The following is a 15079-nucleotide window of genomic DNA, read 5'->3' on the forward strand; positions in this document are numbered from 1 at the left end:
ATGGAATTAAACGAATTATTGGAACTTTTGGATTTAGAATCTCCTTATGACTTTTCCTATTTTGAGCACTTCGCTGATTTAGTGGAATGTCAGGAATTCATTGAATACGAAGATTTTTATATGGTACTTTCGGAGGCTCCATCGGATGTACTATGTGAATTAAGTGAAACCTATTTTGAAGAAATATTAGCAAATCTACCGGATAATATTGTAGATATTTATACGATATTAACAAATATTCAAAAATGCCTGATCGGCTTAGCATCCAGTGAAGAAACTCAAGAAGATCGTCGTCTGTTTGTAGATGAACTTTACAAATTTCACAATTGGTATGCGCTTGAAGGAATTGTACATTGTCTCAGAAAAAAAGACGGCGTCATGCTTCATGTCCCAATTTTTGAGGCACTTGCACTTTGCCGTCTGGAAAAGCTGAACGAAGACAGCTACGAATACGATTTCTCCGACTGTCTGGAATACGAACTGGATTCGTACAGTATGAATTTATCTTCCTTAATGGACTCCACTTACGAGAAAGAGGAAGACATGGATGATGATGATGGTGACGATGACTCTTACACTGAAGGTCTTGTGAATCGAGAAAATCCAGTCATTGACGGAGAATACGAAGACGAATATTAATTTATAAATATTTTTCTACGCACTCAACATCGGAAGGGTAATCCACATATTGCGTTCCTCGCTTTTGACGGGTCTCCCTTCCTTTGCCTGTCAAAAGAATCACAGTATTCTCCTCTGCTTCATCAATTGCTTTTCTAATACATGTTTCGCGGTCTTCTATAATTTCAAACGGACAATTTTGCGCTTTGATATAATTTGCAATTTCATTTGAAATTTCATCAACCGATTCTTCTCCCGCATCCTCTTCTGTCAGATATACTTTTTTTGCATAGCGTGCGGCTATTTCACCTAATTCCTGCCTTCTCCGAAATGCTTTCCCACCTGGACAGCCAAAAATGGATACCATATGACAATCCGGATACTCTTCGCGAATGGAAGCATAAAGTTTTTCAAAGCTCAGACGATTATGCGCATAATCTACAATCACTGTTACATTTTTATCTTTGTTTTGATATACCTCCATCCTTCCGCTTACTCGCGCCCAGCGAAGTCCTTCATAAATATCATCGGTTGGGATATGCAATGCGTAGCATATCGCAATCGCAGCTAACGCATTCTCTACATTAAAGAGACCGGGCATCGTTAATAAAAACTCTTGTTCAAAGCTTGGCGTACGTACTATAAAGGAGATTCCCTCCTTCTTTTTAATAATCCTTGATCCGTAAACTTCTGCTTTATCCGTTGTTCCAAACGTTATAATACGTTCACAGCCTTCCGCTGAATAAAGCACTTCCTCAATATGGTTTGAATCCAAATTAATACAAGCTGTGCTGCTTTGTGCAAACAGCATGAGCTTTGATTCAAAATAATCGTCAAAATCTCTATGCTCCGCATCACTGATGTGATCCTCGCCAATGTTTAAAAAGCAGCCTATATCGAATACCGTTCCCTGTACACGGTTGTATTTTAAAGCCTGACTGGAAACTTCCATGGTTAAATATTCAATGCCACTGTTTACAGCATTTCGAAAATGCCTCTGAAGCATCATTGCTTCCGGTGTGGTTAAATGCGATTCTTCTGAAATTACCCCGTCATACGTATCAATACCAGAAACAATCGCGCTAAGTGGTTTATTTACTCGCTTTAAATAATGATCTAAAATAGAATGTACAAAGTATGTCGTTGTTGATTTTCCCTTTGTACCAGTAATTCCGATTAAATTCAAATTACGCCAAGGCTCTTCATAAAATAAATTAGCCAGTAGTGCCATGGTCTGACGAATATCTTTTACGATGATATAGTCAAAATCACTTTCATATTTCTTTTCTGAAACATAACAAAAAGCACCATTTTCCACTGCAGAAATTAAATATTTTTCTAAAAAATGTATACCTTTGCATACAAATAAAGTATTTTTTTGAACCTCTTTTGAATCGTAAGTAAGAAAATCAACTTCTCGTTTTAAATTTTCCTCTTGGATTTTATAATCCGCAACCAATCCGTTTGCTTTTAGCAAATTCAAATATTGCTCTAACACGTAGGGTGGTTCCATACTACTTTTTATTTGGTTATCCATCAATAATCCCACCTTTCCCCATTTTCTCCTAATTGGTTTCTAATTTATTTTGAAAACTCTAATCCTTTTTGTAATAATTCCTTCATACGTTTTATCACTGATCTTTTTTACTTATTTCCCTAGATATTTTTTATATTTTAAATGATGTCCCATTAAATTTTTAAATAATTTTAATTTTCGTTTCAATCCATTGTCTGGTTTATAAAATAATGGATTAACTGCTTTTCCTGATGCAACCAAACGTTTCATTTTCTCTTTGTATTCGTTTGGCTTGATATACGTATAAGCAACTTTCTTTGGTACTACCCACCAAAGTGACTCTTCGGTTACTACTTCTAAATTTAAATCATGACCCAAAATATAATCTTCAACCACAAGCTTTGCAATGTTAGCCCCAGCTCCCGTTACATAGAAATTGCTTCTTCCCTGTCTCGTATTAATCTCAAAAACCTTATATTTCCCGTCTCTTTGATCATATTTAATATCAAAATTAGAAAATCCCACATAATGCATTTCTTCCAATAATCTTCGGAGTTTGTTTTCCAATTCTTCATTATGCTCGGTAATGATAACAGCATGGTTTCCGATTCCATGAGGCGTATGTTCTTCTAAAAGAACGTGGCCCAAACACATCATTTTTACGCTTCCATGCTTGTCCGAATAATTAGTCAAAACACGCATATACGTATCATCACCTGGTATAAAATCCTGAATAATAATAGAATCAGAATAGCCTGCTCCATAGATTTCGGTCAGAACTTGGTTTAATTCTTCTCGGCTATCTACCTTATAAACCTTCTTTTGGGTCGCAAACGGGTGTCTCCAATATTCAATGCCATTTGACGGCTTAATAATGAATGGTGCCTCAAAAGGAAGAGTAAAATCCATTCCATCCTGCGGATGATGCACAAAGGTATTGGGATAATCTACTCCAACGCGTTCACACATAGCATAAAACTTTTCTTTATGAATCAATGCATTCATTAATTCAATATCAATATAAGGAGCAATTACATTGGCAGGAAACCGATCTTTATTTTCACTTGCAAGCTGTACATAACTATCTCCACATCCAATTAGTAATATTTTTTTATCTTCATGTTTTTTAGCAAAGTCATTGATTAAATGCAAAAAAGTTTCCTGTTCATCTGCCTTCTCATTTGCAGTATAATGAATGATTTTACTTTCAAAGCAAGGACCCGAGCTGTATTTTCCATAAACATAGCTAGAAATACCGTATGCTTCATGAAACGCTCTTGCTACGCTGTATACATTAATATCCCCTGCAAAAAGCAACGGAATAAATGATTTTTCTTCCATAATTTAGCCTCCGTAATAGATATATTTTAATTTATTTTTCTATAATACTTATTTTTTTAGTATACCATAAATGGTATAAAATTCTTCATTTTCTTTTTCATTTATCTTCATTTATAGAAACGGAATCGAATATCCTCTCTACGATTTTTTATCCTATTGATTAAAAAAAGCTTTATAAAAGAATGGTTCTCTTTTTATAAAGCTTTAATATCTTATTTTTCTGCATTTGCTGCAGCTTTAACAAACTCCACAAATAGAGGGTGGGCTTTATTCGGACGACTTTTAAACTCAGGATGAAATTGCACTGCAACAAAAAAATCATTATTCGGATATTCAATAACTTCTACAATACGATCATCGGGAGAAGTACCACTAATCAACAATCCTTTCTCTTCCATCTGTTCTCTATAAGTATTATTGAATTCATAACGATGACGATGCCGTTCACCAATCAGATTTGTACCATAGACACGTTGCAAAATGGTATCCTCTTTGATTTTACAAGGATAGGTTCCAAGTCTCATTGTACCGCCCTTTCGAATATTCCCATCTTGCCCCGGCATAAAATCAATCACAAGATTGTTGTTTTGATTTGTAAATTCTCTTGATGTTGCATCCATAATTTCACAAACATTTCTTGCAAATTCAATGACTGCAATCTGCATTCCCAAACATATTCCAAAATAAGGAACATTATTATCGCGCGCAAATTTGCAAGCTCTGATTTTGCCTTCAATTCCTCGATCTCCAAATCCTCCCGGCACTAAAATTCCTTTACAATGTTCTAAAAGACGCCTTGCAGCCTCATCATCTGAAATATCCTCGCTGTCGACCCAATGAACATTCACTTTAACTCCAGTTTCATAGCCAGCATGCGACAAAGCCTCTACAACCGATAAATACGCATCTTGCAGTTTGACATATTTTCCTACAATCGCAATTTCAACTTCTTCTGTGCAAGCGTTCATACGGGACAGCATTTCCTGCCATTTGATTAAATCAGGCTCAGCGGTTTCTAAATGCAGTGCTCTGCAGACCACATGATCCAAACCGTTTTCATGGAGCATAATCGGTGCTTCATATAAATTAGAAACCGTGTCATTTTCAATAACACAATCCGGTTTAACATCACAAAAAAGAGAAATTTTCTGTTTGATGCTATCATCAATTTTTTCATCTGACCTTGTGACGATAACGTCCGGGGTTATCCCCATAGACCTTAATTCTTTCACTGAATGCTGTGTTGGCTTGGATTTATGTTCATTCGAACCTTTGATATATGGCACCAGCGTCACATGAATGAAGATACAATTTTCTTTTCCCACTTCATTACGTATTTGACGAATGGCTTCTAAAAAAGGCTGACTTTCAATGTCACCGATTGTTCCTCCGATTTCGGTTATTACAACATCGGCATCTGTTTTCTTGGATACTTCATAAATAAATTCCTTTATTTCATTGGTGATGTGTGGAATCACCTGAATTGTTTCCCCTAAGTACTCACCCCGGCGTTCTTTATTCAATACATTCCAATATACCTTCCCAGTGGTAAGATTCGAAAGCTTATTTAAATTTTCATCAATAAATCGTTCATAATGCCCTAAGTCCAGATCTGTCTCCGCCCCATCCTCTGTAACAAAGACCTCTCCATGTTGAAATGGATTGATGGTACCAGGGTCTACATTGATATACGGGTCTAACTTCTGTGCTGCAACTTTCAAACCTCTTTCTTTTAATAATCGTCCTAAAGAAGCGGCTGTGATTCCTTTTCCAAGACCGGAAACAACACCACCCGTTACAAATATATATTTCATTTCGTTTCACCTAACTTTCTATTTTCTTTAAATATCATATGTTTTTAAAATACGTTCCGATACAACCCTCTTTGTAATCCGCATATCCATCGCCTGCTTTTCTATATATTTATGTGCTTCCTCTTCGCTCATATTTAGATATTCGATTAAAATACATTTTGCCCGATCGATTAATCTCATATCCTCTATACTTTGCATTAGTCTTTTATTTTCCGTTTTCAGATTTAACAATCGGTGATATACTGCATTTGTTATTCTTAAAACACTCCAAAAACTCAGCTGATCAATTGGTCTTGCAACCGTAAAAATTCCACTTATCTCGGCTTTTTCTGCAACCAGTTCAAACAACTCCCCCTTTACAATCAAAATTATCTGTGTAATGCTGTCTGATACGATGTCCAGCGCCAAGCTTTCTCCAAATTCATCTGACAATGGGGTATTGATAATACATAAATCAAAGCTGTGATCTAATAATAAACGTCTCGCTTCCCCGCAATTATCCAAGGTAACCACTTCAGAAAAGGAATCATGATAAAGTAATTCTAAGACATCTGATATTATATTTTTTGAATTCGATACGATGAGAACACGTTCCATTCAATCATCACTCCTTTTATTTGAACCTCTCAAAAATGATTACAGTATTCTGAAATAACGTTCAAAATAAAAGTTGTTTTTATCCTCAGCTAAATACTCTTTATATTCTTCCTCTTTCATTAAAATATATTTTTCTAACATTTCTTTTCCTATCACTCTTTTCACAAATTCACTGTTTTTTGTCAGAGTTAATGCGTTCATCATGTCATCAGGCAGCTTTGATAATTGTTTTAAAATACTTTTATCAGCAGTATATAAATTTAAATCTAAAGGTTGTCTTAATTTATAACCTGACTCAATTCCATCCAAACCTGCATGCAGAATTAAGGCAAAAGCAAGATACGGGTTTACCGCAGGATCAGGGGAACGAAGCTCCATCCTTGTTTTTTCTCCTGCTTCTGCTGGTATACGTACCAACTGCGAGCGGTTTTGATGAGACCATGATATATATTTAGGTGCTTCAAAACTTCCTAAACGATCATAAGAATTAACAGTAGGATTTAAAAATGCCGATATTTCAGTTGTTTTATCTAAAATTCCTTCAATAAAGCTTTTTACAATATGGTCATATTCTCCATGTTCATTTCCAAAAATATTCAACCCATTTTTCGCAAGAGATAAATTTATGTGCAGACCGCTTCCGCTCTTATTTGAAATCGGTTTTGGCATAAAAGAAGCATACAGTCCATTTTTGGAAGCAATGGCTTTAATTACTGACTTATAAGTTAAAAAATTATCTGCAGCTGTTAACGCATCACTGTATTTAAAATCAATTTCATTTTGTCCCGGTCCTTGTTCATGATGCGATGTTTCCGGTTTAATTCCCATATCCTCAAGCGACAGGCAGATTTCCCGTCTTACATTTTCCCCTTTATCCAATGGAGCAATGTCAAGATAACCACCTTGATCATGTGTAATCGTTGTGGGATCACCATTTTCATTTGTCTGAAAAAGATAAAATTCACACTCTGCTCCGATCAAACATAGGTAGCCCATATCCCTGCATCTTCGTACTGCTTTTTTTAAAAGGTTTCTTGCATCAAACATATATTCCGATCCATCTGGATTTTTTATGTCACAAAGAAATTTTGCCACTCTCCCCTGCTGTGGTCTCCATGGTACTAAACTTAAAGTGGAGGAATCAGGAAAAAGAAACAAATCTGAGTTTGATATGTCTTCATAACCCTTTATTGCAGAAGCATCAAAAGAGATGCCATTTTCAAATGCACGCTCCAGTTCATCAGGCATAATGGATATTTGCTTTTCCGTACCAAATAAATCACAAAAAGCAAGGCGTATAAATTTCACATCATTCACCTTGACATACTCTAACATCTCGTTAATCGAAATAGACATCTGATCTCCTCCTTTGGTTTTGAGCATTTAATCCCTATTCATAAGCTAATAAAATATAAAATAACTTAAAAAAAAGAAAAAACGATCATCAAATTACGGTCAAAAATTAGAATTAGCCAAAAAGACTAATTATATTAATTAGACATGTATTTTGATGAACGCCTTTGTTCATTCTATTAGAATAAACAAAGCATTCTCTCTTGTCAATAGAATCTTTTCATTGGTAAAAAAATTTATTAAAAAGGTAGACAAACATTTGCTTCCATGCTAAACTCTTTTTTAATATTTACAGCAAAGGCGCTGTGGAATCTTAATTCCACTGCGTCTTTTTCTTTTTTGATAATTTCACTAGGAAAGGAATGATAATGATGAAACAGTTTATATTGACGAAAGAGTATAAGGGAACATTATTCCTCTATGAAACTCAAACCGCAATCGGTACTTTAAAGAGAGCTTTTGAGGATTATTTAAGTACACGATTAAATTTAAAAAGAGTTTCTGCCCCATTATTTGTAGATCCTAAAACTGGCTTAAACGACGACCTAAACGGCATTGAACGTGCTGTCGAATTTGATATTGCACAAACAAAAGAAACCGCACAAGTTGTTCATTCTTTAGCAAAATGGAAGAGGATGGCACTGCATCGATATGGATTTCCTGTAGGTGAAGGTATCTATACAGACATGAATGCCATTCGAAGAGATGAAGAAATGGATAATCTGCATTCCATTTATGTAGATCAATGGGATTGGGAAAAAGTCATTGAACAAAGTAATCGTAATGTCATATACTTAAAGATGATTGTTCAAAAAATTGTAGATTCTATCTGTGACACACAAGATTTATTGATGAAAAAATACCGCAGCTAACGAAAAAACTTTCCAGAAAGATTAACTTTATTACAACACAAGAGTTAGAGAATCTCTACCCAATACAATCGCCAAAGGAACGGGAAAACCTGTATTTAAAAGAACACAAAACAGCTTTCATTATGCAAATCGGAGATATATTGCAATCTGGTGTAAGACATGATGGCAGAGCACCTGATTATGATGATTGGAAACTGAATGGAGACATTGTATTTTGGAACGATACCCTTGAATGTGCATTTGAAGTGTCTTCAATGGGTATACGAGTGGATGAAAAAGCAATGGATGAACAGCTAGACAAAGCTGGATGTAACAATCGGAAAAGTCTTCCTTTTCATACAATGCTTCTTAATGGAAAATTACCTCTAACCATTGGCGGAGGTATCGGACAATCAAGACTCTCTATGCTTCTTCTTGAAAAGGCACACATAGGGGAAGTTCAAGTATCCATCTGGGATCAAGACACGATAGATTACTGTAAAAAAGAAGCGATCGAATTGCTGTAAGAAGAATATCTCATATTTTTCAAAGAGGGCATTCACAGTCAAGCGTATACCGACTCTCCTGTATTATTCTATTCTAAAAGGAGGTGCTTATCATGCACGCATGGGAACAAATACAAAAAACCATAGACTACATTGAAAAACATCTTTCTGAGGAAATAGACATTGATACCCTTTCAAAAATAGCAGCTTTATCACCTTTCTATTATCAACGATTGTTCAGTCGATTAGTAAAAAAACCGGTAATGGAATATATTAAGCTGCGCCGTATGGCAAGAGCAACGGAAGATTTGCTGCATAAGGATAAACGGATATTAGATGTAGCCTTGGATTTAGGATTTTCTTCACATGAACAATTTACCCGCACGTTTAAGGATACCTTTGGCACTACGCCAGAATCTTATCGGAAAGCCCCAATTACTTTAAATCGAATGACAAAACCACAGCTTCTTCTAAACTATACACTGATTGATGAAAATGTACCATTAATCAGCGATGGGATCGTCCTGGAAATTACCAGAAAACAAATTACGTTGCCGGAACAATTTATCGGGTTGGAAACAAAAGCTCCTGTTCAGTTTATTGCTGGATTAGGTATAGAATCCGGTGTGGATCCACTTGTTGAGGTATGGGACAACTTTCATAGTCGGAAAGCAGACATTTCAAATTTGATTGACGGCGGGGTTGAAATCGGTGTTTCTCACCCTTGTGCAGAAGAGGGATATTTCAGTTACTTTGCCGGAGCACAGGCCAATTCTGCTTCCATATCAAAAGATTTACACAGTTGGAAACTGCCTGCCGGTGAATATATTATCTGTTCATTTGAAGCAGAGAATTTTGAAAGTTTAATTATGGATGTACTTTATAAGGTACAGCGATATCTTTTTGAAACGTGGCTTCCAAGCCATAGCCTCACAACAGAAGCATTCTGTATCGAACGTTATGAAAGTCACGATAAAGAAACTTCAAAAATGGAAATATGGGTTAAGCCTGTTGCATTATTAAAATAATTTCTGATTATCTGGATATTAATAATATTTCTAAGAAAACTCTTTTCCAACCGATCACCATACACAATAAAATAAGAGTACCTTTGTGCATCATTGATTTACAGGTACTCTTATGTATTCTTCCTCTTCTTTTTATTAAAAGATATTATGCTTACTAAAATTTAGATGAATATGATTTTTTAAAGTAATCCCAGCATTTCTTCTGGATTTTCTGCTGCTTTTACCTTTCCAATTACTTTTTCAATGATTCCCTCTTCATTGATAAGATAAGTTGTTCTAACAACTCCCATTGTTTTTTTCCCATACATATTTTTCTCTTTCCATACATCATAAGCCTGTATTGCTTGCAGTTCCGGATCGGAAAGCAATACAAAAGGCAACTGATATTTCTCTGCAAATTTACCATGAGATGTTACAGAATCCTTGCTGATTCCAATAACCTCTGCACCTTTTTCCTGAAAATGCGGATAAAGCTCTGCAAATCCACAAGCCTGTTTTGTACAACCTGGAGTATTGTCTTTCGGATAAAAATATAATACAACCCGCTTACCTTTAAAATCCGATAACGATACTTCTTTATTTTCCTTGTCCAATAATGTAAACTCTGGTGCTTTTGTACCTACTTCTAACATAAACGTTCCTCTCCTTTCAAGAACACAAAATTCTTTTCACTGGATAATTCTTTATTATAATGATACCCTAATCGTTCAAACTTAATTAGGTCTGACAAATTTTCAATACTATTTTCAGCCATATACCGAACCATCTCACCTCTGGCCATTTTTACCTGAGTTCCTTTTTCCACTACTTTTCCATTTATATATTCACCAAATATACACGTTACAAACTTAATTTCATTCGATAGATACTTCTCAATGCACTTACTATACTCTTTGGAAGCTAAATTAAGTATGGTATTTGTCTCATCCTTTATTTTGTCATATATTTGACTCCCCCAATAATCGTATAGATTTTTATAGCCTGATAATGAAACTTTTGCCTGCATTTCAAGCCGATATGGCACAATTCCGTCAAAAGGTTTCACTAGTCCATAAAATCCAGATAGAATGTATAAATGTTCTTCTATGTAATCCCACTGCTTATATTCGAAAACATTTGGTGCCATATACTGATACTGTATGCCTTCATACGCCAAAAGGGCCGGTGTCAAATTTTTATAAAGATTCATATCTTTCAATCGATCATAATTAAGCTTAGCGATGGAATCGTTACATTGCCAAAGTGCTTTTGCCTCCTCATAATTTAAACTCTTCAAATATTCCATAAGGAACTGTGTTTTATCTAAAAAAGCAGGAAGATTTCTAACTTCCAAAGAATCCGTATCCTGTTTCATTTTCTTTGCCGGTGAAATAATAATCTTCAAAATATAATCCCTCTCTACACTTAATTTTTGTAAATCATCATCTTCGACTAATTAATATATCTCAGATATGAATCTAATTCTTTCTGGTATATATATTTTCTTACTTCCGTATAATTATTTCATTGTATACCATAGAAGTTTGTTATCAACAAACTGTATCCCTACAATTTGCAAATCTCGAAGATAAGTTAGATAAGAGCGAATGGTACTTCCAACTAAAACGTACTGATTAAAATCCATAGTCAGATCATATTTATCAAAAATTGCTTTTAAAATATCATCAAAGCTAATTGGATTGAAACAAATGTCTTTTAAATTAGAAATAACTTCTGTTACTTTTTCAAGATTAATATGAACTAACTTTTGTATATCCTCTGTAGGCTCTGCATGAGCAGGAATGAACAATTTACCTGACAATGTCTTTACAATTTGAAGACTTTCTATGTAAGCCTTTACATCATATATGAAAGAAATATGATATTTTTGGATAATATTTTCACTTGTAAGACAATCCGCTAAAAACCAAATATCATCCTCTGTTTTTAATGCAACCATAGAAAATGAATGTCCATCAATACGAAGCATTCTCATACCCTCCGGCAAAAAATCTTCAGTTAATTCTTCAACTTTACTCGGTTGAGCAAGCAGAAATTTGTTTCTGATTTCTTTGCAAGGGTAGCCCCCATATAGAAATGACGGCTCTAAAATTGGATGTTGAACAAATGCGGTATCCACTCCAACCGAAAAAATCTTACACCCTGTTCTTTGCTGCAATAGATTATTACCGCCAATATGGTCAGCATGGGAATGCGTATTAATAATCATTGTTAGTTTCCACTTGTTTGCATCAAGGATTTTTAAAATCTTTTTCCCCGCGTCCTTATCATTGCCGCTATCTATCAAACAAACATCGGTATCATTTATTTTATAAATTCCCATTTTTGCAGGACAATCTATATAGTAAGTTTTTTCTCCAACCTGCACTAATTCATACATTGTGATTTCTCCTTAATAAAATATAATACTAATTAAATTGCTTCTAATATATAAAACTGTCTGAATGCCGCTAGTTTACCAGAATAATCATAACATATAACACTACAATTTTTAATCTAATATGTAGTAAATGATCATATGCGTCACTTTATTATTTTCAAAATATATTTTCATAAATGGAGGATAACCTTTTGGAACTAAAGTGATAAATTCAATCATTCCATTTTCTAATTTTGTTACACTTCCTTTTTCAAATTTCGAGTCATAGATTACACCACTTTCACCATAAAACAGACCTTCTGCGTTATCCTCCCAATTATAATCTTGCGGGAATTTTTCAATTACACTATTAAAATCATCTCCAATTTTAATATCTCTAGGTCCTGAAAATTGATCTTTATTTTTAAATATTTCAACTAAGATTAATTTGTGAGATAAATTTCCCCAATTATCCTTATCAGTCGTAAATGTATATAAAAAGTGATCCATCTCGTATGTTATATACATGGTATCTTCTGAAACTACTTTATCAATGTATTCTTGATTTTTTTCCAATTCATCGATTGTAATCTGAGGATCTATCCAATCCATAGTCAATTCATCTATAGAAAATTGACTCTGATAAATCTTTTCTTTTCCATGTTCAAATTCATACCACTTTAGACAAAGCAATGGAAGACACACTAATAAGATTAATAAAACACATAACCATTTCCTTTTTTTAAAAAAAGTTTGTGTTTTAAGATTCATTTTTTACTCCTTAAGTCAAAGATATAAACGCCCATCTGATATTAACAGAAATTTAAGTTAATGTCTTATCTTCTAATGTAAGGGTTCATTAAACCTTGGTCAAGGTTATTAATAATATTTACATTCCATTATGGTTCTATTTAAAGAAAGTCTGCCGCATCATAATTACCTGTTACTGTAATATTTACATTCCAATATGGTTCTATTAAAAGGAGAATACTCAAAACCCCTCTTAAGAATATTAATATTTACATTCCAATATGGTTCTATTAAAAGAAGGGTGATTTTCGTATTATGATGCAGAGTTCACATTTACATTCCAATATGGTTCTATTAAAAGGCGTTCCTTTGAACAACTCTATTTTTAACTATTACAATACCATAAATTGTCGATGTTTTCAATTTCACTCTTTTTTTCTAATAATTCTAAATCTGTTTTTAATAAAAGCTCCGCTTTTTCTTACAATTACAACACTTGTCAACCTCTCGGTCAAAATGCTTTTTCTTACATCGACAGTTATAAAAAATTACTTAATGCATTATCTTGTTTCGCCCACATTTCTTTCTCCAACCATCGACTATTTCGACTTTTAAATAAAATAACAGAATCTAATTTTTTTCTTATAATTTTGATTTAATTCATTATGTAATTTCATAATTTGTGCTTCTGACAATTCCCCTTCAAAAACAGAGTTCTGAACATGCGTTAAATACTTCTTACATAATTTGTGTGTTTTTGTTAAAACCTTTTGTCCTTTTTCATCCCCAGAAATATCATATACTAAAATCACATACATATTATCTTCACCACCAAATTTTAAAAGGCTCATATTCCTTTTCACCAAATAAATGCTTAATTAATTTATAACATTCTAAACGAATTAAATATTGATAAGATACTTTTTTATTTAAACCCTTATGTTGAATCGTAGTTTTTAGTTTTGCATCTAATTCAGATGCAATGAGCATTGAAGATTCTTTAGTTAAATGCAAATAATTCATTTTCTTCGTAAAACTTTTCTCTGTAATTTGTTTTCGATTTAATAATGAAAAAATAAGCCGATCTCCAATCAATGGTTTGAATATTTCGGCAATATCTAAGCTAAGAGAAAAACGTCTTACTCCAGGCTCATGTAAGTAACTAATTGTTGGATTTAATTGGGTTTGATAAATTTCAGTTAAAACTTTTGTATATATTAAGGTATTAACATAAGAAATCATAGTATTAATTAAATTATCTGGTGGATTCTTTACTCTTTTTTGAAAATCAATTTCTTGATCAATCACTGTATTCCATGCCGAATAATATATTTTATGAATATTCCCTTCATAACCCATTAGCTCTGTTATATTTCTTGCTCGATTTAGATTTTTTCTCAATGAATCTATTTCATTCAACTCTTGTTTTACATCCTTGCCTCTTTCATTATAATACCGAAGATTTCGAAATATATTTGCTGAGGCACCTTCAACAAATTTTCTAGCAATCAAAATTCTTTCTTGTTGATTTGTATAAGCATTTACTTGTTTCACTAATAATTGTCCTGATAATAATTTTTCTCTTGGACAAAAACTTCCAATATAAAAATCATAGTAATTAAAAAAATGAACCATAATCCCTTGTTGCGCTAAAAGATTAATTAAGCTTGTATTAAAATTCATTTGCGACATAATATTAATTTCAGAAATTGTTTCAATTGGAATATCCTTCTTATCATTATTTTCTGTTATAAATCGAATTGTATTATCATGGCGTTGTAATATTCCATCATTATAAATATATAAACTTCGTTTCATGAATTTCCTCCAACTTTCATATAAAATACAAATCATAAAAAGCACATTTTGAACAAAATTTTTTCTTTATTACTAACGGTGGAATTGATTTCATACAAATAGTTTTGATTTCTTTTAGAATCCATTCTAATTTAATTCTATCATCTTCTTCTAATTTTATTGATAAAGTTTGTTTTAACAAAGGATAATCAATTTGAGCATTCACAAATACGCCTTTTTGCTCCAAATAAAATAAATAATATTTTACTTGCCAGATTCCAGCTTCTTCGATTTTTTTACTTTTCTTCACTTCATGAAGTAATGCTTTTCTTTGAATAAAATCAATATTAATTGTATTATCAATATTAATATGTTTCTTTTCACGAGAATAGCTTGCTTCATCAATGATTTTCCCAATTGCAACATCTTCACTATTATGTTCCATATTTAATTCATGATAAAAATACCATAATTTTTTAGGACATACTTGATGATAATATACCATAATCCCTGTAATCGTTTTTTCCATCTTTTTAACATACTGAATTC

At 33.3% G+C, this 15079-nt stretch carries 14 protein-coding genes and 1 pseudogene; 3 read left to right on the forward strand and 12 right to left on the reverse strand.

Going from position 1 to position 15079, the window contains the following annotated elements; all coding sequences use genetic code 11:
* Window positions 1-639, forward strand: a complete 639-nt coding sequence (locus I2490_RS08345; protein ID WP_206459252.1) for a hypothetical protein — start codon at window positions 1-3, stop codon at window positions 637-639.
* Between the two features lies 1 nt (window position 640).
* On the opposite strand, the gene I2490_RS08350 is transcribed toward I2490_RS08345, so the two are convergent.
* The 5 genes from I2490_RS08350 to I2490_RS08370 all read right to left on the reverse strand — a co-directional run bounded on the left by I2490_RS08350 (window position 641) and on the right by I2490_RS08370 (window position 7242).
* Window positions 641-2155 (reverse strand): Mur ligase family protein, encoded by a 1515-nt coding sequence (locus tag I2490_RS08350; RefSeq protein ID WP_245157117.1) that lies wholly within the window; start codon window positions 2153-2155, stop codon window positions 641-643.
* Between the two features lie 111 nt (window positions 2156-2266).
* A complete protein-coding gene (locus I2490_RS08355; protein WP_206459253.1) occupies window positions 2267-3475 on the reverse strand; it encodes a carboxylate--amine ligase in 1209 nt (402 codons plus the stop codon).
* 212 nt (window positions 3476-3687) lie between these two features.
* Entirely contained in the window at window positions 3688-5289 is a 1602-nt protein-coding gene (locus tag I2490_RS08360) for a CTP synthase (protein WP_206459254.1), read from the reverse strand.
* A gap of 27 nt (window positions 5290-5316) precedes the next feature.
* Entirely contained in the window at window positions 5317-5886 is a 570-nt protein-coding gene (locus tag I2490_RS08365) for an ANTAR domain-containing response regulator (protein WP_206459255.1), read from the reverse strand.
* A 39-nt stretch (window positions 5887-5925) separates the two neighbouring features.
* Complete coding sequence (locus tag I2490_RS08370) at window positions 5926-7242, reverse strand: glutamine synthetase family protein (protein ID WP_206459256.1); 1317 nt, start codon at window positions 7240-7242, stop codon at window positions 5926-5928.
* A 368-nt stretch (window positions 7243-7610) separates the two neighbouring features.
* Here I2490_RS08370 and asnA point away from each other — a divergent pair.
* Both asnA and I2490_RS08380 read left to right on the forward strand, forming a co-directional pair.
* Window positions 7611-8617: pseudogene (gene asnA / locus I2490_RS08375) on the forward strand (aspartate--ammonia ligase).
* 92 nt (window positions 8618-8709) lie between these two features.
* Window positions 8710-9624: an AraC family transcriptional regulator gene (locus tag I2490_RS08380; RefSeq protein ID WP_206459257.1), complete on the forward strand. Its 915-nt coding sequence runs from the start codon at window positions 8710-8712 to the stop codon at window positions 9622-9624.
* Between the two features lie 179 nt (window positions 9625-9803).
* Here the strand turns inward: I2490_RS08380 and bcp are convergent, their stop codons facing one another.
* The 7 genes from bcp to I2490_RS08415 form a co-directional block, all read right to left on the reverse strand.
* Window positions 9804-10256 (reverse strand): thioredoxin-dependent thiol peroxidase, encoded by a 453-nt coding sequence (gene bcp, locus I2490_RS08385; protein ID WP_206459258.1) that lies wholly within the window; start codon window positions 10254-10256, stop codon window positions 9804-9806.
* Complete coding sequence (yaaA, locus tag I2490_RS08390; RefSeq protein WP_206459259.1) at window positions 10250-11008, reverse strand: peroxide stress protein YaaA; 759 nt, start codon at window positions 11006-11008, stop codon at window positions 10250-10252. The genes bcp and yaaA overlap by 7 nt, the downstream gene beginning before the upstream one ends.
* Window positions 11009-11122: 114 nt before the next feature.
* Window positions 11123-12004: an MBL fold metallo-hydrolase gene (locus I2490_RS08395; protein WP_206459260.1), complete on the reverse strand. Its 882-nt coding sequence runs from the start codon at window positions 12002-12004 to the stop codon at window positions 11123-11125.
* A gap of 111 nt (window positions 12005-12115) precedes the next feature.
* Window positions 12116-12754: a hypothetical protein gene (locus I2490_RS08400; RefSeq protein WP_206459261.1), complete on the reverse strand. Its 639-nt coding sequence runs from the start codon at window positions 12752-12754 to the stop codon at window positions 12116-12118.
* Between the two features lie 590 nt (window positions 12755-13344).
* On the reverse strand, window positions 13345-13584 hold the full coding sequence (gene cas2 / locus I2490_RS08405) for a CRISPR-associated endonuclease Cas2 (protein WP_330634612.1): 240 nt from the start codon (window positions 13582-13584) through the stop codon (window positions 13345-13347).
* Complete coding sequence (gene cas1b / locus I2490_RS08410; RefSeq protein ID WP_206459262.1) at window positions 13559-14551, reverse strand: type I-B CRISPR-associated endonuclease Cas1b; 993 nt, start codon at window positions 14549-14551, stop codon at window positions 13559-13561. The genes cas2 and cas1b overlap by 26 nt, the downstream gene beginning before the upstream one ends.
* 16 nt (window positions 14552-14567) lie before the next feature.
* Window positions 14568-15059 (reverse strand): CRISPR-associated protein Cas4, encoded by a 492-nt coding sequence (locus I2490_RS08415; RefSeq protein ID WP_206459263.1) that lies wholly within the window; start codon window positions 15057-15059, stop codon window positions 14568-14570.
* Window positions 15060-15079: the final 20 nt, after the last annotated feature.

Origin of the sequence: Anaerovorax sp. IOR16, from assembly GCF_017168145.1 — a bacterium.
Lineage (GTDB): Bacteria > Bacillota > Clostridia > Peptostreptococcales > Anaerovoracaceae > IOR16.